Here is an 18,065-nt window from a genome sequence, read left to right as displayed (position 1 = left end):
TGCGCTGCGGTGCTAGCGGTTCAGCGCGCCGAGCCAGGCCTGTGTTGCAGATCCCGCAGCATCCGCTTTCCAGCCGATTACTGCCGGTGCTTCGTATGGGTGCAGAACTTCGAGCCGGGCAACCGCACGCTCGAGCAGGGCGGCGGCGGTCTTGATGAGCGCGGGCACTTCCTCGCTTTCACCCCGTTCGCCCTGCCAGGCGAACAGCGAGCGGATCGGAGCGCCGATATTGATGCAGCCGATCAGCCCCTCATCGAGCATTGCGGCGCCGATCCGCTCCGCGCTCGCGGCGTCCGGAAAGGGGCAGTAGATAAGTGCGGTCACGCGGTCCTGCGCCCCAGTACATGCGCACCCCAGGCGAAGCTGGCGACAAGTAGTGCTCCCACGACCTGGTGCGATACCGCAATCCACAGCGCGACGCCGGTCATTACAGTGGCGATGCCCAACACGATCTGCGTCCCGAAGGCTGAATGGATGGCAACCGAGGCCCTGCGGTCGATCGGTTTGAGCTTGCGTGCCATCACCACCAGGGCTGCCACAGCGACCCAGGCCCACCAGCGATGCAGGAAGTGGACGAGGAAGGGATCGTGGGCCATCGCGTAGAACAGCCCGCGGCTGCCGTCGAATTCAGGAACCACACGCCCCTGCATAAGGGGCCAGGTGTCACTGGCGAGCCCGGCATTGAGCCCGGCCACCCACGCGCCGAGCAGGAGCTGCACGAACAGGATTGCGCCAACCCAGCTTGCGGTCGCTGTCCAGCGCGCCGCCTTGGCATTGCCACGCGCCAGCTCCCGCAGGTCGAGGGCGGTCCATACCAAACCCGCCAGCGTCACCAGCGCGGTCAGGAGGTGGATCGAAAGCCAGAAATGACTGACGTCGGTCATCGTCCCGGCCAATCCACTTCGAACCATGAACCAGCCGAACACGCCTTGCAGCCCGCCCAATGCGAGCAAGGCGAGCAGGCGCGGCTTGTAGCCTTGCGGGATCGCCTGCTTTGCCCAGAACCACGCCAACGGCACCGCGAAAGCCAGTCCGATGAGCCTGCCCAGCAGCCGGTGGAACCACTCCCAGAAGAAGATGAACTTGAACGCTGCGAGATCCATTCCCGCAGGCCCGGTAACGTTCAGATACTCGCCGGTCTGCTTGTATAGTTCGAACTCGGCCTGCCAGTCCGCCTGGCTCAGCGGTGGGATCGCCCCGGTGATCGGCTTCCATTGGGTGATCGACAGCCCGCTTTCGGTCAGGCGCGTGATCCCCCCGACAGAGACCATCAGCACCACCATCGCCGCAACGATCAGCAACCAGGTGGCCAGGGCTTTGGGGCGGATAGTCGCAGGAGAGGTCATCATCGGCGCCGATGTGCGACCGCCAGCATCGTTACGCAAGCGCAATCCGCTGCTGCAAAGCGGTATCGCTCCGCGACAATTCGCACCTGTGTAGCCCCTCTCGCCCTTGAATTATGTTACATCGTCACATAAGTCGCGTTTCGCAATGGTTGTACGTGCCATCTCTCCGATTCGCCGCAGGCTCGACCGCGCCGGGATTTTCCTCTCGGGCGCTTGCGCCATGCATTGCCTGCTCTCGATCGTGCTGGTTTCCGGCCTGGGTATCGGGGGCGAGTTCTTCCTTTCGCCCGACATCCACCGCGTGGGCCTGGTGATCGCCACCTTGATCGCGGCCGTCGCGATCGGCTGGGGTGCACTGCGCCATCGGGTTGCCGCGCCCTTTGTCGTGGCGATGACCGGGCTGACCTTCATGGGTGGCGCGCTCGCGGTCCCGCATGGGTATAAGGAAGCGGTGCTGACCATCATCGGCGTAGCACTGGTGTCGCTCGGACACGTCCTCAACCTGCGCCACACGCATTCCGCGACTTGCAAGGAGCGCTGCGGCGACTAAGTCGGGCCGCATGATTGCCCTTACCGTCAATGGCGAACTGCGCCGCACCGCTGCCACCACCATCGCCGACCTCGTGCGCGAGCTCGAACTCGATCCCACCAAGGTCGCGGTCGAGCGCAATGGCACCATCGCACCGCGGAGCGAGCTGGCGAGCCACAAGCTGGCCGAGGGCGACGTGCTGGAGATCGTCCATTTCGTCGGCGGCGGCCAGGATGACACCTGGACCGTTGCCGGGCGAACATTCCGCAGCCGCCTCATCGTCGGCACTGGGAAGTACAAGGATTTCGCGCAGAACGCTGCCGCGCTGGAAGCGTCGGGCGCTGAAATCGTCACGGTGGCGGTGCGCCGGGTCAATGTCAGCGATCCCAAGGCACCGATGTTGACCGATTTTATCGATCCCAAGAAGGTCACATACCTCCCGAACACCGCCGGCTGTTTTACCGCCGACGAAGCCATTCGCACGCTGCGCCTTGCGCGCGAGGCGGGCGGCTGGGATCTGGTCAAGCTCGAGGTGCTGGGCGAAGCGCGCACGCTCTATCCCGATATGCGCGAGACGCTGAAGGCGACCGAGATCCTGGCCCAGGAAGGTTTCCTGCCCATGGTCTACTGTGTCGACGATCCAATCGCGGCAAAGCAGCTCGAAGATGCCGGTGCGGTTGCGGTCATGCCGCTCGGTGCGCCGATCGGATCGGGTCTGGGCATCCAGAACCGCGTGACCATCCGCCTGATCGTGGAGGGAGCCAAGGTGCCCGTACTGGTCGATGCGGGAGTCGGTACGGCCTCCGACGCGGCAGTGGCGATGGAGCTGGGCTGTGACGGTGTGCTGATGAACACAGCGATTGCCGAAGCCAAGGATCCGCTGCGCATGGCCCGCGCGATGAAGCTGGCGGTAGAGGCCGGGCGCGATGCCTATCTCGCCGGCCGCATGGCCACGCGCAAGTACGCCGACCCGTCGAGCCCACTGGCCGGTTTGATCTGACCTTCGCTCGCTTACGACTTATTAACCATCTTCGGTGAGATTCGCCCTGTACAACGGGGGCACCGATCATGGCCGTTACGAATACCGCTACGCTGACCATCGCAGAGATGCGCGAATTCGCCGGGTTCACCGCAGCCGAGCAGCGCTATATCCGGCGCAGCCTCGATATCGGGCTCAGCCGTTGCGACGCCTTCCGCATCTGGGGCCGTAGCGCGGGAGAGAACGCCGCAATCCGCAGCCAGTATGTCGCCTACCAGGAACTGAAGGCGCTGCGCCATTCGGTTCCGCAGACCTCGGGTTTCGATGCGATCGAGGGCTTTGTCGGCAAACTGACCCGCGTTGCTGCCTTCGATCTCGCGCAGGAACGGATCGAGAGCTTCTCGGCCTTTCGTTTCCTCTATGAGCGTTTGCTCTCCGCCGACGTCCGCCCGTGGCTGCCGAGTGCCTTCTGCGCCGCGGCGGCCCTGCCGCAGATCCGTCCGGAGCGCCGCAAGATGCTGCTCCAGTCGCTGAGCGAAGCCGCCGCGACCGCCCCAGGCTGGTCCGACCGCGCGCCGAGCTTCTACCCAGAATTCATCGAGAGCGAAGCGGCCTGACCCTAGTCCGGCGGATTGTGCTTCTCGACGAAACTGACTGCTGCCTTCAGCATCTGCAGGCGGGTTGATCCGAGCGAGAGCCAGTGGTCTTCGCCCTTCAACTCAAGCAGTTCATAGGGCTTGCCGGCATCCTTCAGGGCGTCGGCCATTTTCTCGCTTTGAAGGTACGGCACGACTGTGTCGTCGCGGCCGTGAATGAGCAAAACCGGCGCGTCGGCCTGCGCGGCATTAAAGCGGGGCGAAACCGCCCGCAGGCCAGATTTCGGACCCAGCTCCTCCTCCAGCGAGCGCGTGAAGATCCGGCTGTCACCAGATTCACGCCTCTCGATACGCGACATGAGACTGAGATCGGCCACTCCCGCAACTGAAACTGCACAGCGATAAAGGCCGTTCTGCAGCGTTACACCTGCTAGTGCCGCATATCCGCCGTAGCTGGCGCCCACAATGCAGGCGCGGGTGGGATCGATCGTCCCGTCGGCTGCCAACTTGGCCACGCCGTCGGAAATATCGGTCTGCATCTTCTTGCCCCATTCACCGTAGCCGGCGCGCTCAAAATCGACTCCGCGGCCGGTCGAGCCGCGAAAATTGGGCTGGAACACGGCATAACCGCGTGAAGCAAAGGCCTGTGCCCACCAATCGAAGCCTGCGATATCCCGAGCGTGGGGGCCGCCATGTGGCAATACCACCAGCGGCAGCTGTCTGGCCTCGCGTCCGGGCGGGAGGGTCAGGATACCCTCGATCTCCAATCCATCGCTTGCCTGGTAGGTAACTGTCGAGATCGGCCCGACGTCGCCCGGTTCGATCTGCGGTCGCTCAAGCCCCACGGAATCAGCGCGCATTGCAGCAAGGTCGACGATGAAGAAGCTGCCGCTGTCCTCATTGCCGTGGGTGTTAACGAGCACCCGTCCCAGCCCAGAAGTCCAATCCAACATCGAGGGATTGAGCCCCGCAAAGGCCTTGCGAACTGCCCGCGCGCGGCTGGTCGAAGTAGATTGGAAGAAATGCGGATCCTCTCCCAAGGGGCGATAACCGATCAGCTGACCGGTCAGGCTGTCCTTGTAGAGCCGTTCGATACCGACCCCTGGAAGAAACTCGCTTTCGCTACCCGATCCGTCGAGCGCGATTTCGATCCAACGCGGAGCCTCGTCTGCTTCACCCTGCACCCTGTAGATGACGGTTCTTCCGCCTGGCCCCGTAGCGACAAGGCCTGCAGCACCATTGTGGCTTTCGCCCCGGGCAATGATTGTGTCGGCCCCATTCCTGACGACCCATTCGCCGTTCGCGTCCCGCACATCGATCAGGGCTAAAACACTACCGTCGGGTCCGACGATCCACCTGCGATAGAACCCTTCAGGCGCAGGACTATCGACCAATTTGCTACGATTGGTCCGAAGATCGACCTCATAGAGGCCAGGGCGCCCATGATCGAAATAATAGCCTCCGTCGAAGCTACCGCTCTTGAGCTTTATGCCGCCGAAGTAAGCTTTGGGCTGACCGTCGACTATGCGGGTGCCGTAGTAACCGAAAGTGGCATTGAGGACGTCGGCGCGATCTTTGAAGATTACTGCAGGTTCGGTGGCACTGAGCGGAATGACCAGCGACTGCACCAGTTCGACCTTGTCCTGTGCGAAGCCGGCATCGAGTTCCTGGGTCATGCTGTGTCGCAGAAGCAGCAGGTCCTCGGTTGCAAACTCGACGCTGCGCACCTTTACGTCGCCTATCGTTACCCGCTTGATCAGGGTGAGTCTCGTGTCGAATACCGCGACCACCCGCTGCCCGTTGAGGGTCGTAATCGCCGCAAAGAGTCCGCCCTGGGGTGATAGGGCCATCTGTTCTATTACGGGCAGTTCGCCATAGGCTTCGATAGGCGGGGTGGCGATCAGTGGCTGAGTAAATGCGGCAAGCGCAACAGCGGCCGCCATCCCGGCAGCACGTATTCGAAACATTGCGGACCCCTTGGACGAATTTTTCAAGCAGTCGGCAGGTTATGGGATTGTTGGGAAACTACAACGCCAAACTGATGCGAGTACTAGCTCTTGTACAGCCCATCAATCCGATCCGTGTAGCGTTCTTTGATCTTGTGGCGGCGGATCGATTGCTTCGGGGTTAGCTCTTCATTGTCGATGGTGAAGGCCTCGTCGGCGAAGGCGAACTGGCGGATCTTCTCTACTACCGACAGGTCCTTGTTCACTCGGTCGACCGCCGTACGCACCGCGGCGCGGAACTCGGGATCGTCCTGCAATGTCTTGAGGTCGAATTTCTTGCCCTGTGCCTTGGCCCATTCGAGCGCCCATTCGGCATCGGGGACCAGTAGCCCGACGATGTAGGGCCGCTTGTCACCCGCGACCATTGCCTGCGCGATCTCTGGTTGCAGCGTCAGCATGCCTTCGAGCTTCTGCGGCGCGACATTGTCGCCCTTGTCGTTGACGATCATGTCCTTCTTGCGGTCGGTGATCACGATCCGGCCCTTGTCATCGAGATGGCCGATGTCACCCGTGTGAAGCCAGCCATCGACAATCGTCCGCGCGGTTTCGGGCTCGTTGCGCCAATAGCCATGCATCACCAGCTCGCCGCGACAGAGGATCTCGCCGTCCTCGGCGATCTTGATCTCGACCCCGCGCATTGGCGGACCGACCGTGTCCATCTTGAGTCCGGCCTTGGGGCGGTTGCAGCTGATCACCGGCCCCGCCTCTGTCTGGCCATATCCCTGCAGCATGGTCAGCCCCATCGACTGGAAGAACACGCCGACATCGGGGTTGAGCGGTGCGCCGCCCGAAACCATCGCCTTGATGCGTCCGCCGAAGCGTTGGCGGATCTTGGGCTTGAGCAACCGACCGACCACGAGATCTTTGGCGCCGTCGCCGAACTTGCGGGCGCCTGCAGCCTTGCGCTCGCCCACATCGAGCGCGGTGTTCATCAGCTTTTCGGCAAGGCCGCCCTGCTTCTCGATCTGCTTCATGATCCGGGCCCGCAGCACTTCGAACAGGCGCGGCACCACGACCATGATCGTCGGGCGGGTTTCTTCGATGTTGCTGGCGAGCTTCTCCAGCCCTTCGGCGTAGTAGATCTGCGCCCCGACCGCGATCGGCAGGAACTGCCCGCCGGTGTGTTCATAGGCGTGGCTCAGCGGCAGGAAGGAGAGGAAGCGCTCGTCATCGGCAATGCCAAAATCCTCGATCAGGATATCGGCTGCGCCCGCCACGTTGCACAGGATTGCGCCGTGATGCTGCAGCACGCCTCGCGGGGCCCCGCCGGTGCCGCTGGTGTAGATGATGCAGGCAGTGTCTTCGCGCTTGATCTCCGCCATGCGGGCTTCGACCGCAGCCCGTGCCGCCGCGACATCCCCTTGCAGCATCGTCGCCCAGTCGTGAAACTCGAAGCTGCCGGACTGATGCCGGTTGAGATTGTCGATGCCGATGACGTGCTCGGCGACTCCCGAGGCTTGCAGCGCGCCATGGAGCGGCTTCAACAGCTTCTCATTCGCCACGATCACTGCCCGTGCCCCCGAATTGTCGAGGATGTGGACGTGGTCGCGCTCGGTATTGGTGACGTAGGCGGGCACCGTGATGCAGCCGGCCGCCATGATTGCCAGGTCGGCCAGGCACCATTCAGGACGGTTCTCCGAAACGAGGCACACACGGTCGCCGTCCTTGAGGCCCAGCCCACGCAGGCTTTCCGCCAGCAGACAAACTCGGGCAACGGCTTCGCCCCAACTGATGGTTTCCCACTGCCCGCCGATGCGCGCCCCGAGAAACGGTTGGTCGTGTCGGGCATCGGCCCGCTTCAGGAACAGTTCGACGAGATTGTTGGCCGAGTCGATATCGGTCAGCACGGCAGGCTCCTCAACGCGATTTGTGTTCTGTATTCAGATCTTGTCGCGAGGCTTAGGTCGCCTGCGCCGCAGCGGCAAGCACCTTGGTGACCCGGCCGCACGGCGTTGCCAGCGACCGGGGGGCTGCCTAAGGATGGCGCCCATGACCCCGATCCGCTTCTGCGCCGCCCTGGTTTCGCTCGCCCTCGTCTCCTGCGCTCCGCTGGACCCACCCGTTGCGAGCACCCCGCCGGCGTCGGTCGTTCAGACGCGGGTTGAGCCCTTCGTGATTGCGGCCAATCCACTCGCGGCGCAGGCAGGGATGGAAGTGCTCGAACGCGGCGGCAGTGCCCCCGATGCCGCACTGGCCGTCCAGGCGATGCTGTCCTTGGTCGAGCCGCAATCTTCGGGGATGGGTGGTGGTGCCTTCCTCAACTATTTCGATGCTTCCACCGGCAAGGTAACCATCTACGATGGCCGCGAAACCGCGCCTGCCCAGGCCACCCGCGCGCTGTTCCTCGACAACGCAGGACAGCCGTTGGGCTTCCGCGAAGCGGTCGTCAGCGGGCGCGCCACTGGCGTACCCGGCGCGGTAGCGGCGCTGGCCCTGCTTCACAGCGAACACGGCAGCCTGCCCTGGGGCGGCCTGTTCTCCGCTGCGATCGCCACGGCGGAGGAGGGCTTCATCGTCAGCCCACGTCTCGGCAAGTTCCTGCAGGCCCCGTTTCCGCAATTGTCTGTACCCGATGCGCAGGCTTATTTCTCGCGCCCGGACGGCACCAGGCTGCAGGTCGGCGACCGGCTGAAGAATCCAGACTATGCCGACTTCCTGCGCCGCCTTTCGCGCAGCGGGACTGACGCGCTCTATCGCGGCAGCACTGCGGCGGAAATCGTCCAGCGAACCCGGGCTGCACCGCTCGGTGGATCGATGACGATGGAAGATCTTGCCGCTTATCGTCCGGTCAAGCGTGAACCGGTCTGCCACTCCTGGCGCAGCTACAAGGTATGCGCCCCGCCTCCACCGTCGAGCGGGGCGGCGCTGCTCGAACTGCTGGCACTGCTGGAGCGCACCGATATCGCGGCGCGCGGCCCCGGCGATCCGCAGGCCTGGTTCCTGTTCACCGAGGCCAGCCGCCTGATGTATGCTGATCGTGATGCCTATTTCGGTGATGGCGATTTCGTCGATGTCCCCGTGGCGGGCCTGCTCGATGGCGACTATCTCGACCGCCGCGCGGCGCTGATCGGCGACACTGCGGCCGCAACGGTTGCGCCTGGCAAGCCGGCTGGTGCACCGCTGGCGATGGCCGACCTGACGCAGGAGCCCGCAGGCACATCGCACTTCATCGTCCGCGATGTGAAGGGCAATGTGCTGTCGATCACCACCACGGTCGAATCGATCTTCGGGACCGGCCGGATGGTCGACGGTTTCTTCCTCAACAACCAGCTGACCGATTTTGCCTTCAACCCGCTGCAGCCCAACGGGTCTGCGGCGCCCAATGCTGTGGCACCGGGCAAGCGCCCGCGATCATCGATGACCCCGCTGGTCTTGATCGACGGCCAGGGGAATTTCGCCGGGGCGATCGGATCGGCGGGGGGCAATTCGATCCTGGCCTATGTGGCTAAGTCGCTGGTTGCGGCGGTTGATTGGGGCCTCCCCATGCAGGATGCGCTGGCGCAGCCCAATCTTGTCGCCCGCGGCGACCGGCCGATGGGTGAGGTCAGCAAGTTCCCGACCGCCGTTCTCGGAGGGCTCCGGGCGCGAGGCGTGACCCTTGCCCCGGGACAGGGCGAGGATTCAGGGGTCCACGGCGTACTGATCCGCGATGGCAGAGTAGACGGTGGCTACGATCCGCGTCGCGAGGGCGTGGTACTGGTCGGGAAGCCCTAGGCCTCGGTTCCAACCGCCTCGGCTATCGAGGTGTAGCCGTCGCGGCGCATCAACCGTTCCAGCCCACGCAGGATGCGGCTGGGCAGGGCGGGGCCTTCGAAGACCATCGCGCTGTAAAGTTGCACGAGGCTGGCTCCGGCACGGATGCGCGCCCAGGCATCGTCGGCCGAACCGATGCCGCCCACGCCAACCAGGGGAATTCCCCCACCGGTTGCCTGGTGGAAATCGCGGATGCGTTGCTGGGCGAGCTCGCGCAAGGGCGCGCCCGACAACCCGCCCGCCTCGTCACGCTTGTCCGAACGCAGGTCCGGGCGCGAGATGGTGGTGTTCGATACGATGAGCGCCCCGAGTTGCTTGTCGAGCGCGATGCGGGCGATCGCATCGATGTCGGCAGGTTCGAGATCGGGGGCAACCTTGAGGAACACGGGCGGGCCTTGCACTCCGCGGGCCTCGAGTACGGCATCGAGCAGGCCGGTGAGTGCCGCTTCGTCCTGCAATGCGCGCAGGCCGGGGGTGTTGGGGCTGGAAATGTTGACCGCGAGATAGGAGGCGAGCGGAGCCATGATCCGGGTCATGGTGGCATAATCGGCGATTCGATCTGCGCTGTCCTTGTTGGCCCCGATATTGATACCGACCACGCCAGGGCGCCCGGCGCGAGCTGCGAGCCGCCGCCGCGCAACATCGGCCCCACCATTGTTGAAGCCCATGCGGTTGATGACGCCGCGATCCTCGATCAGGCGGAACAGCCGCGGCTTGGGATTGCCTGCCTGCGGCAGCGGAGTGATCGACCCGACCTCGGCGAAGCCGAAGCCGAGCCCAAGCAGCTGGTCGGGGACTTCTGCGTCCTTGTCGAAGCCAGCGGCCATGCCGAGGGGGTTAGGAAAAGCAATTCCTGCGACCTCAGTTGCCAGGGCGCCAGCGGTAGCGGGGCCGCGCAGCGGGGACAGCGCCAAGGTGCGTACGGTCAGGCGGTGGGCGCGCTCTGGATCGAGTGCGAAAAGGGCCGGACGGGCAAGGTCGAACAGCATGTTGCGGCCTATGGCGGAGCGCCTCCAAACTGTCGAGGCAGGGCGCTACTGTCCCAATCTGGGAGTGTTGTTGCACTGCAACACTAGCGGAATTTCCGAAAGTGTCGCTTGCATACAATCAACTGTAACAGACTCGGACTATCACGGTTTTGCGACCCGAAGGGCTCGGAGCAGTCTTGCGACGAGTTCTCGACTTCAAAGGGCGGCTCTCTATGGGCCGCCCTTTTTTTATTCCGCTCCCCATTTGCTTGCCGTCACTTTTTGCTGGTTGTATCGCGGCGATGGCGTATTTGTACAATCCGCATGCCAGAACACAATAGGGGTGGTGATTTGTCTGGATTGCCAGAGGGCGACGATCCTCATTCCTTCAGGTTTATTGCGGCGCCGAGCGATCTCGAGCCCTACCTCAACTCGCTTTACGTCTGGCGGAGCGAGCCTGCGGAGCTGGACGACTACCTGCCCGCCTATTCGGGCCAGATGACGGCCTTCGTCCAGGGATCCGGGCGGATGACCTTCGACGATGGCGAGGTTGGCGAGACTTGTGATGCCTTTTTCCTCGCCCCGCTGTGCGAAGCGAGGGAGTTCAAGGTCAGCGGCCCGGCGCAAATGTTCGGGGTATCGCTGAACTTCCGCGGCTGGGCAGCCCTCAGCGGATTGCCGGTCAACGAACACCACGATCGCTTCCTGGCTCCCGAGATGGTTCTGGGCGATGCTCTGGCAGAGGAGTTTCGTGGCCTGGCGCCCCGCTGGCGCGCGGGCGAACTCGACGACTCGCAGCTGCTTGACGCGATGGCCAACATCGTGCGGCGTGGCCTCTCGCAATTGCCGCCGGCGCATGCGCAGGTGATCGACCGCACGCTCGATTGGCTGTCGGGTTCGTTCAGGCCCGATCTCGAGGAACTGTACGAAACGTTGCCCTATTCGCGGCGGCAAGTGCAGCGGCTGGTGGCGCAGTTCTTCGGCCAGTCGCCGGTCAGGCTGGTCCGCCGATATCGCGCTGTGCGTGCGGCGACGCTTTTGTCGCTGCCGGAACTGCCCGAGGAAATCGAAGCCGACATCCGCGAGGCGTTCTATGATCAGGCGCATCTGATCAAGGAAATCCGTTTCTTCACCGGACGAACGCCGCGCCGCCTGCTGCCCGCGGCCCACTCACCGATCACCGACATGCTTGGCCCCGAGGGTTACGGCTCGGTCGACCTGTTCGGAGGCGGCGAAGCCCAACAGCTCGGCAGGGATCCGCTACCGGACTGACCTGCTAACGACTCGCAATAAGGCGAATCCCGTTGAAATGGCAGTTTCGCACGCCTAGCTGACTAATCGGAATGAATTGGTCTGATTAGAGCATGCGCCTATCCAACCTCGCCGATTACGCCGTCGTCACGATGAGCGCTGCGGCCCGCCATTGCGGCGGGGGGCGGACCAGTGCGGCCGAGCTGGCGGCGGAAACCGGCCTGCCCGTCCCGACGGTCCAGAAACTGGTGAGCAAGCTTTCCGCAGCGGGCCTGCTGCGCTCGACCCGCGGGACCGGCGGTGGGTTGCAGCTGGCGCGACCGGCTGCGGCCATCACCGTCGCGGATATCGTCGAGGCGGTCGAAGGACCGATCGCGCTGACCGCCTGCGTCGAAGGTGCGGAGTGCTCGGTCGAGCACGATTGTTCGGTGCGGCCGCATTGGCCGTTGGTGAATGCAGCGCTGCGCGGCGCATTGGCGGCGATCCCGCTGACTCAGCTCGCGCGCCCCGAAACGCTAGAGCAAGAAGTGGCATGAGCGAAGAAATCGACATCCAGGCTAAACCGGACATGGACGCGGACGCCCGTGAAGCCGCTGCCAAGGCGGCCGAGTACGAGCATGGCTGGTCGGCGGATATCGAAACCGAGTTCGCCGAGAAGGGTCTTTCCGAAGACACCGTCCGCTTCATCAGCGCCAAGAAGGACGAGCCCGAGTGGATGCTCGAATGGCGACTCAAGGCCTTCCGCCTGTGGCTGGACATGGAAGAGCCCGATTGGGCCAAGCTCGGCTACCCGCCGATTGATTACCAGGGTGCCTATTACTACGCCGCGCCCAAGAGGAAGCCGACGCTGGCGAGCCTCGACGAGCTCGATCCCGACATCAAGGCGGTCTACGACAAGCTCGGCATTCCCGTGGCGGAGCAGGAAGTGCTCGCCGGGGTGGAAGGCGCGCGCAAGGTTGCGGTGGATGCGGTGTTCGACAGCGTCAGCGTCGCCACCACCTTCCGTGAGGAGCTCAAGCGCGCAGGCGTGATCTTCCTGTCGATCAGCGAGGCGGTGAAGGAATATCCCGAGCTGGTGAAGAAGTGGCTCGGCAAGGTGGTGCCGCCGCACGACAACTTCTTTGCGACGCTCAACAGTGCGGTCTTTTCCGACGGTACCTTCGTCTACGTGCCCGAGGGCGTGCGCTGCCCGATGGAGCTGAGTACCTACTTCCGCATCAATGCCGAGAATACCGGCCAGTTCGAGCGCACGCTGATCATTGCCGAGAAGGGCAGTTACGTTTCGTATCTCGAAGGCTGCACCGCGCCGATGCGCGACGAGAACCAGCTCCACGCCGCGGTGGTCGAGCTGGTCGCGCTTGAGGATGCCGAGATCAAGTATTCAACGGTGCAGAACTGGTACCCCGGCAATGCCGAGGGTGTCGGCGGGATCTACAATTTCGTCACCAAGCGTGGCCTCTGCCAGGGCGCGCGCAGCAAGATCAGCTGGACCCAGGTCGAAACCGGCAGCGCGGTGACCTGGAAATACCCCAGCTGCGTGCTCAACGGCGAAGACAGCGTAGGCGAATTCTACTCGGTCGCGGTGACCAACAATTTCCAGCAGGCCGATACCGGCACCAAGATGATCCACAACGGCAAGGGCAGCCGCTCGACGATCATCTCCAAGGGCATTTCGGCAGGCAAGAGCAACAACACCTATCGCGGGCTGGTGCGTGTCGCCGCCAATGCCGATGGCGTGCGCAATTTCACCCAGTGCGACAGCCTGCTGCTGGGCGACAAATGCGGCGCGCACACCGTGCCCTATATCGAAGTGAAGAACCCCAGCGCGCAGATCGAGCACGAGGCCACCACCAGCAAGATCAGCGACGACCAGCTGTTCTACGCCATGCAGCGCGGATTGCCCGAAGAGGAGGCGGTGGCGCTGATCGTCAACGGCTTCGCCAAGGACGTGCTGAAGGAATTGCCGATGGAGTTTGCTGTTGAAGCGCAGAAGCTGCTGGCGATCAGCCTGGAAGGATCAGTCGGGTGAGCGGAAAGAAGACTCTTAAGCTCAAGGCTCCCTCGGAGACTGCCGAAGACACGCCCGCGCTCAAGAAGAAGGGTCGCGGGTGGGAGATCTCGGAGAAGCGGCTCGACGCGCTGCATGAGCGGGCGCGCGACATGCGGCGGCATTCGACCCCGGCGCATAAGGCGCTGGCGAAGAAGTTCGCCGATGCCGACATGGGCCGCTACAAGTTCACGCGCCATGCGGTGGTCGGTAGCGCAATCGTCGACTTCAACAGTCACGCGCTCGGTATGGCGATCATGATCGACGAGGACGGCCAGGACGAAACCCTGGCCAAGCGCCGCGACAAGAGCCTTGAAGCAGTCGGGATCCGTGTGATGCGCATCCCCGCATCGGACATCCTCGAGAGCATGGACGACGTACTCAAGCGCCTCACCATCGCGATGCGCGAGTGCATCGCTGAACGCAAAGAGAAGGCCCGCGCTCACGCCGCGGCCAATCCCAACCAGCACTATTCGCGGCCCAACCGCGGTGCCGGACCGCGCAGGAAAGACTGATGCTCGAAATTACCGATCTCCACGCCACCGTTGCCGACAAGCCGATCCTCAAGGGCCTCTCGCTCACCGTTGCCGCGGGCGAAGTGCATGCGATCATGGGCCCCAATGGGGCGGGCAAGTCGACGCTGGCCTATGTGCTAGGCGGTCGCCCCGGCTACGAAGTGACCCATGGCAGCGTGACATTCAACGGCGTGGACCTGTTCGAGATGGACCCGCACGAGCGCGCCGCTGCGGGCCTGTTCCTCGGCTTCCAGTACCCGGTAGAGATTCCCGGCGTGTCCAACTTGCAGTTTTTGCGCGAGGCGCTCAATTCGCAGCGCAAGCAACGTGGGGAAGAGCCGCTGACCGGCGGCGAATTCCTCAAGCTCGCGCGTGAGAAGGCCGCGCTGCTTAAACTCGACCCCGAGATGCTCAAGCGCCACGTCAACGTCGGCTTTTCCGGCGGCGAGAAGAAGCGTGCCGAGATGGTCCAGATGGGCATCCTCGATCCGAAACTCGCGGTCCTCGACGAAACCGACTCCGGCCTCGACATCGATGCACTGCGCATCGTCGGCGAAGGGATCAACGCGATCATGCGCGATCCTGCAAAGGGCGTGTTGCTGATCACCCACTACCAGCGACTGCTCGACGTGGTGAAGCCCGACCGGGTTAGCGTGCTCGCCGGCGGGCGCATCGTCCAGACCGGCGGCCCCGAACTCGCGCTCCGGCTGGAGAGCGAAGGCTACGACGCGGTGATGGCCGATGCCTGAGGCGGCCGAACTTCCCACGCGGCGTGAGGAGGCGTGGCGCTACTCCGCGGTCGACCGGCTGCGCGGCGTGGCGCTCGACGATTGGCGCGCGATCGAGATCAGCGCGGGCGAGACCTTCCGTGACTGCCTGGTCATTGCCGATGGGCCGGAAACCAGGCCGACCGAACTTCATCGCTGGCGGGTCAGCGTGGGCGAGGGTGCACGTTGCGAACTGTTCGCCGTGCTTTCTTCCGCCGAATATGCGCGGCTCGAGATCGAGGTCACCTTGGCCAAGGGGGCCCATTTCGAGCTGGGCGGGATCACCGTAGGCGGACGCGAGACGGTGCGCGAATTCGTCACCCGTGTGGTTCATGCGGAACCCCATGCCACGAGCAACCAGACCGTCCGCGCGGTCCACTGGGGCCACGGCACGGGCAATTTCCTGGGCAATATCGATGTCGTGCGCGACGCGCAGAAGACCGATGCGGCGCAGGACTTCAAGGGCCTGTTGCTTGAGAAGGGTGCGAGCGTGAACGCCGTACCGCAGCTCGAGATCTTCGCTGACGACGTGAAGTGTGCGCATGGCGCCAGTATCGGCCAGCTCGATGAAACGGCGCGTTTCTACATGGCTGCGCGGGGGCTCGCGCCCGATCTCGCCCGGCGACTGCTGGTCCAGGCTTTCCTCGGCGATGCGCTGGTTGCGCTCGACGATGAGGAACGGCGCGATGCGATGATGCAGGTCGCGCTCGACAAGGTGGACAAGGCGCTGTGAGCGGTACTGCCACCCTGACCCGCAAGGCGGATTTCCCCGGCCTGCTGATGCCGGATGGTGCCCCGTGGCATTATCTGGATACGGCGGCGACGGCGCAGAAGCCGCAGGCGGTGATCGACGCGATGACCCACGCCCTGGGTCGCGATTATGCCACCGTGCACCGCGGGGTCTATTCGCGTTCGGCGCAGATGACGCTCGCCTATGAAGCGGCGCGCAAGCGCGTTGCCGATTTCATCGGCGCGAAGAGCGAGAACGAGGTGGTCTTCGTGCGCGGCGCGACCGAGGCGATCAATCTCGTCGCGCAGACCTGGGGCGTGACGCAAATCGGCCCGGGCGATCGTATCCTCCTCTCGACGCTGGAGCACCACTCGAACATCGTTCCCTGGCAGATGCTGGCAGAACGCACCGGGGCGCAGATCGATATCTGCCCGCTGACCGAGGATCACCGTATCGACCTCGGTGCGCTCGAGGCGCTGCTGACGCCGCGCACCAGGCTGGTCGCGCTGGCGCACGTCTCGAACGTGCTCGGCAGCGTGCTCGATGCGCGCGCGGCGGCAGACCTTGCCCATTCGGTCGGTGCGAAACTGCTGCTCGACGGCTGCCAGGCCGCGCCGCGGATGACGCTCGACATGGCGGCGCTCGATTGCGATTTCTACGCCTTCTCGGGCCACAAGCTCTACGGGCCGACCGGGGTTGGTGTGTTGTGGGCGCGCGAGGAGATTCTCGATGCCATGCCCCCGTGGCAGGGCGGCGGTTCGATGATCGAACGTGTGACTTTCGAGAAAACTACCTATGCCCCGCCGCCGCAGCGCTTCGAGGCGGGAACCCCGATGATCACCGAGGTGATCGCGCTCCATGCAGCGATCGACTATGTCGATGCGCTGGACCCCGAGGCGCTGTTCGCGCATGAGGTGGCCTTGGCGAAGACACTGCGTGACGAACTGCGCAATCTCAATTCGGTGACACTGTTTGGACCCGAGGATAGCGCCGGAATCGTGAGTTTCGCCATGCAAGGCGTGCATCCGCACGACCTCGGCACCATATTGGACGAAGAGAATGTGGCGATCCGCGCAGGGCACCATTGCGCGCAGCCGCTGATGGACCATCTCGGCGTCCCCGCCACTGCCCGGGCCAGTTTCGGGCTCTATTCGGACGAAAGCGATATCGCCGCACTGCTGCGCGGCATCGAACGTACCCAGAGGATCTTCGGATGAGCGAGGATATGGACAGCAAGGATTTCACCACCGTCGCCGCGGAAGATGCAGTGGCGGCCAAGCCGCCGCGCGCCCGTGTCGAAGATGCGGTCGACCCCAAAGAGACGCCGCGCGAGACGATGGAGCGCAAGCGCGACTACCTCGAGGGTTTCCTGCAAAAGAAGCCGGAGAACCTGCCTGCAGGCGTTCCCGGGGGCGAACTGTATGAAGCCGTGGTCGCGGCGCTCAAGGAGATCTACGATCCGGAAATCCCGGTGAACATTTACGATCTCGGGCTGATCTACGGGGTCGAGGTGACCGCCGACGCAGACGTGTCGATCACCATGACACTGACCACACCGCACTGTCCGGTCGCCGAGAGCATGCCGGGCGAAGTCGAGTTGCGCGCGGCGAGCGTGCCCGGCGTGCGTGATGCAGAGGTCAATCTGGTCTGGGACCCGCCATGGGGCCCGGACAAGATGACCGATGAGGCCCGCCTCGAACTGGGAATGCTATGAACCTTCTCGCGCCTTCGCTCACGGTTTCGCTGGCCGATTACTCCGACCCTTTGGACGGTGCGACCATCGTCGCGCTGCTCGATGCCTATGCCCGCGACCCGATGGGAGGCGGAGAACCGCTGCCCGAGCATACACGCGCCGGATTGGTCACCGGACTGGCCGCGGCGCCCGGTGCCTTCACCCTCATCGCCCGGCTCGATGGGGAGCCGGTCGGCCTGGCCAACTGCTTCACCGGATTCTCGACCTTCGCGGCCGCGCCGCTGGTGAATATCCATGACATGGTGGTGTTGCCCGTCCATCGCGGGGCGGGCATCGGCCGCGCCTTGATGCAAGCGGTCGAGACCGAAACCTTGAAGCGCGGCGCCTGCAAGATCACATTGGAGGTGCTCAGCGGCAACGAAACCGCCAAGGGCCTCTATCGCTCGTGCGGGTTTGACGACTACGCGCTCGACCCTGAACAGGGCCATGCATTGTTCTGGCAGAAGAAGCTGACATGACCGAAACGAAGACCAGGCGTCCAATTCCGGCGGCCGTCATCCTGACGGAGCGTGCCGAGGCTCGCGTTGCCGAGCTGATGGCCAAATCCCCGGCAGACGCGATCGGTGTGAAGCTGTCGACCCCGCGTCGCGGCTGTTCGGGCCTCGCCTATTCGGTCGATTACGTCAGCGAGGAAGCCAAGTTCGACGAGAAGATCGAGACACCGGGAGGCACCTTCTACATCGACGGTGCCAGCGTGCTCTATCTTGTCGGCAGCACGATGGACTGGGTCGAAGACGATTTCACCGCCGGCTTCGTATTCGACAACCCCAACGCCAAGGGCGCATGCGGTTGCGGCGAATCCTTTATGGTCTGAGCGCGTCGCTG

Annotated in this window: 19 protein-coding genes; 14 read left to right on the top strand and 5 right to left on the bottom strand. The window is 63.9% G+C overall.

Annotated features, from left to right (window positions below; translation table 11 throughout):
* Positions 1-12: 12 nt before the first annotated feature.
* Positions 13-324: a divalent-cation tolerance protein CutA gene (gene cutA / locus HQR01_RS05550; protein ID WP_173213299.1), complete on the bottom strand. Its 312-nt coding sequence runs from the start codon at positions 322-324 to the stop codon at positions 13-15.
* Positions 321-1,349: a COX15/CtaA family protein gene (locus tag HQR01_RS05545; RefSeq protein ID WP_173213297.1), complete on the bottom strand. Its 1,029-nt coding sequence runs from the start codon at positions 1,347-1,349 to the stop codon at positions 321-323. The genes cutA and HQR01_RS05545 overlap by 4 nt, the downstream gene beginning before the upstream one ends.
* Positions 1,350-1,491: 142 nt before the next feature.
* Here HQR01_RS05545 and HQR01_RS05540 point away from each other — a divergent pair, with 142 nt between their 5' ends.
* The 3 genes from HQR01_RS05540 to HQR01_RS05530 all read left to right on the top strand — a co-directional run bounded on the left by HQR01_RS05540 (position 1,492) and on the right by HQR01_RS05530 (position 3,471).
* A complete protein-coding gene (locus HQR01_RS05540) occupies positions 1,492-1,896 on the top strand; it encodes a MerC domain-containing protein (RefSeq protein WP_173213295.1) in 405 nt (134 codons plus the stop codon).
* Positions 1,897-1,906: 10 nt separating this feature from the next.
* Positions 1,907-2,875 carry a sulfur carrier protein ThiS gene (gene thiS / locus HQR01_RS05535; RefSeq protein ID WP_173213293.1) on the top strand — a complete coding sequence of 323 codons (969 nt, stop codon included), beginning with the start codon at positions 1,907-1,909 and terminating at the stop codon, positions 2,873-2,875.
* A 68-nt stretch (positions 2,876-2,943) separates the two neighbouring features.
* Positions 2,944-3,471 carry a hypothetical protein gene (locus HQR01_RS05530; protein ID WP_173213292.1) on the top strand — a complete coding sequence of 176 codons (528 nt, stop codon included), beginning with the start codon at positions 2,944-2,946 and terminating at the stop codon, positions 3,469-3,471.
* Between the two features lie 2 nt (positions 3,472-3,473).
* Here HQR01_RS05530 and HQR01_RS05525 read toward each other — a convergent pair whose 3' ends face one another.
* Positions 3,474-5,417 carry an alpha/beta hydrolase family protein gene (locus tag HQR01_RS05525; RefSeq protein WP_234030263.1) on the bottom strand — a complete coding sequence of 648 codons (1,944 nt, stop codon included), beginning with the start codon at positions 5,415-5,417 and terminating at the stop codon, positions 3,474-3,476.
* Between the two features lie 83 nt (positions 5,418-5,500).
* Entirely contained in the window at positions 5,501-7,303 is a 1,803-nt protein-coding gene (locus HQR01_RS05520; protein ID WP_173213290.1) for an AMP-dependent synthetase/ligase, read from the bottom strand.
* A gap of 142 nt (positions 7,304-7,445) precedes the next feature.
* Here HQR01_RS05520 and HQR01_RS05515 point away from each other — a divergent pair, with 142 nt between their 5' ends.
* Positions 7,446-9,170 (top strand): gamma-glutamyltransferase family protein, encoded by a 1,725-nt coding sequence (locus HQR01_RS05515; protein ID WP_234030262.1) that lies wholly within the window; start codon positions 7,446-7,448, stop codon positions 9,168-9,170.
* On the opposite strand, the gene HQR01_RS05510 is transcribed toward HQR01_RS05515, so the two are convergent.
* A complete protein-coding gene (locus HQR01_RS05510) occupies positions 9,167-10,198 on the bottom strand; it encodes a quinone-dependent dihydroorotate dehydrogenase (RefSeq protein ID WP_173213286.1) in 1,032 nt (343 codons plus the stop codon). The two genes, HQR01_RS05515 and HQR01_RS05510, sit on opposite strands and share 4 nt — an antisense overlap.
* A 303-nt stretch (positions 10,199-10,501) precedes the next feature.
* Here HQR01_RS05510 and HQR01_RS05505 point away from each other — a divergent pair, with 303 nt between their 5' ends.
* From HQR01_RS05505 to HQR01_RS05460, 10 genes are all read left to right on the top strand, one after another.
* Entirely contained in the window at positions 10,502-11,449 is a 948-nt protein-coding gene (locus HQR01_RS05505) for a helix-turn-helix transcriptional regulator (protein ID WP_173213284.1), read from the top strand.
* Positions 11,450-11,541: 92 nt separating this feature from the next.
* Positions 11,542-11,964, top strand: a complete 423-nt coding sequence (locus HQR01_RS05500) for an SUF system Fe-S cluster assembly regulator (protein ID WP_173213282.1) — start codon at positions 11,542-11,544, stop codon at positions 11,962-11,964.
* Positions 11,961-13,457, top strand: coding sequence for a Fe-S cluster assembly protein SufB (gene sufB / locus HQR01_RS05495; protein WP_199800359.1), 1,497 nt, complete (start codon positions 11,961-11,963; stop codon positions 13,455-13,457). Before HQR01_RS05500 ends, sufB begins: the two co-directional genes overlap by 4 nt.
* A complete protein-coding gene (locus HQR01_RS05490; RefSeq protein WP_173213280.1) occupies positions 13,454-13,990 on the top strand; it encodes an endonuclease domain-containing protein in 537 nt (178 codons plus the stop codon). The genes sufB and HQR01_RS05490 overlap by 4 nt, the downstream gene beginning before the upstream one ends.
* The gene (sufC, locus tag HQR01_RS05485; RefSeq protein WP_173213278.1) at positions 13,990-14,739 is read left to right on the top strand and encodes a Fe-S cluster assembly ATPase SufC; all 750 of its coding nucleotides are present in this window, start codon (positions 13,990-13,992) and stop codon (positions 14,737-14,739) included. Before HQR01_RS05490 ends, sufC begins: the two co-directional genes overlap by 1 nt.
* Positions 14,732-15,490, top strand: coding sequence for a SufD family Fe-S cluster assembly protein (locus tag HQR01_RS05480; protein WP_173213276.1), 759 nt, complete (start codon positions 14,732-14,734; stop codon positions 15,488-15,490). Before sufC ends, HQR01_RS05480 begins: the two co-directional genes overlap by 8 nt.
* Positions 15,491-15,537: 47 nt before the next feature.
* The gene (locus HQR01_RS05475; protein ID WP_407644603.1) at positions 15,538-16,704 is read left to right on the top strand and encodes a cysteine desulfurase; all 1,167 of its coding nucleotides are present in this window, start codon (positions 15,538-15,540) and stop codon (positions 16,702-16,704) included.
* Complete coding sequence (locus HQR01_RS05470) at positions 16,701-17,201, top strand: SUF system Fe-S cluster assembly protein (protein WP_173213272.1); 501 nt, start codon at positions 16,701-16,703, stop codon at positions 17,199-17,201. The genes HQR01_RS05475 and HQR01_RS05470 overlap by 4 nt, the downstream gene beginning before the upstream one ends.
* A complete protein-coding gene (locus tag HQR01_RS05465; RefSeq protein WP_173213270.1) occupies positions 17,198-17,698 on the top strand; it encodes a GNAT family N-acetyltransferase in 501 nt (166 codons plus the stop codon). Before HQR01_RS05470 ends, HQR01_RS05465 begins: the two co-directional genes overlap by 4 nt.
* Positions 17,695-18,054 (top strand): HesB/IscA family protein, encoded by a 360-nt coding sequence (locus HQR01_RS05460; RefSeq protein ID WP_173213268.1) that lies wholly within the window; start codon positions 17,695-17,697, stop codon positions 18,052-18,054. Before HQR01_RS05465 ends, HQR01_RS05460 begins: the two co-directional genes overlap by 4 nt.
* Positions 18,055-18,065 lie beyond the last annotated feature (11 nt).

The organism is Erythrobacter mangrovi, from assembly GCF_013260645.1.
Classification (GTDB): domain Bacteria; phylum Pseudomonadota; class Alphaproteobacteria; order Sphingomonadales; family Sphingomonadaceae; genus Qipengyuania; species Qipengyuania mangrovi.
Note: the sequence above shows the minus strand (reverse complement) of the source record. Positions and strands in the feature narration are given on the sequence as shown.

Excerpts from the sequence above, each read along its gene's own strand:
- HQR01_RS05545 (WP_173213297.1), bottom strand. The coding sequence starts at position 1,349 with ATGATGACCTCTCCTGCGACTATCCGCCCCAAAGCCCTGGCCACCTGG.
- HQR01_RS05540 (WP_173213295.1), top strand. The coding sequence starts at position 1,492 with ATGGTTGTACGTGCCATCTCTCCGATTCGCCGCAGGCTCGACCGCGCC.
- thiS (WP_173213293.1), top strand. The coding sequence starts at position 1,907 with ATGATTGCCCTTACCGTCAATGGCGAACTGCGCCGCACCGCTGCCACC.
- HQR01_RS05530 (WP_173213292.1), top strand. The coding sequence starts at position 2,944 with ATGGCCGTTACGAATACCGCTACGCTGACCATCGCAGAGATGCGCGAA.
- HQR01_RS05525 (WP_234030263.1), bottom strand. The coding sequence starts at position 5,417 with ATGTTTCGAATACGTGCTGCCGGGATGGCGGCCGCTGTTGCGCTTGCC.
- HQR01_RS05515 (WP_234030262.1), top strand. The coding sequence starts at position 7,446 with ATGACCCCGATCCGCTTCTGCGCCGCCCTGGTTTCGCTCGCCCTCGTC.
- HQR01_RS05510 (WP_173213286.1), bottom strand. The coding sequence starts at position 10,198 with ATGCTGTTCGACCTTGCCCGTCCGGCCCTTTTCGCACTCGATCCAGAG.
- HQR01_RS05505 (WP_173213284.1), top strand. The coding sequence starts at position 10,502 with ATGCCAGAACACAATAGGGGTGGTGATTTGTCTGGATTGCCAGAGGGC.
- HQR01_RS05500 (WP_173213282.1), top strand. The coding sequence starts at position 11,542 with ATGCGCCTATCCAACCTCGCCGATTACGCCGTCGTCACGATGAGCGCT.
- sufB (WP_199800359.1), top strand. The coding sequence starts at position 11,961 with ATGAGCGAAGAAATCGACATCCAGGCTAAACCGGACATGGACGCGGAC.
- sufC (WP_173213278.1), top strand. The coding sequence starts at position 13,990 with ATGCTCGAAATTACCGATCTCCACGCCACCGTTGCCGACAAGCCGATC.
- HQR01_RS05480 (WP_173213276.1), top strand. The coding sequence starts at position 14,732 with ATGCCTGAGGCGGCCGAACTTCCCACGCGGCGTGAGGAGGCGTGGCGC.
- HQR01_RS05475 (WP_407644603.1), top strand. The coding sequence starts at position 15,538 with ATGCCGGATGGTGCCCCGTGGCATTATCTGGATACGGCGGCGACGGCG.
- HQR01_RS05470 (WP_173213272.1), top strand. The coding sequence starts at position 16,701 with ATGAGCGAGGATATGGACAGCAAGGATTTCACCACCGTCGCCGCGGAA.
- HQR01_RS05465 (WP_173213270.1), top strand. The coding sequence starts at position 17,198 with ATGAACCTTCTCGCGCCTTCGCTCACGGTTTCGCTGGCCGATTACTCC.
- HQR01_RS05460 (WP_173213268.1), top strand. The coding sequence starts at position 17,695 with ATGACCGAAACGAAGACCAGGCGTCCAATTCCGGCGGCCGTCATCCTG.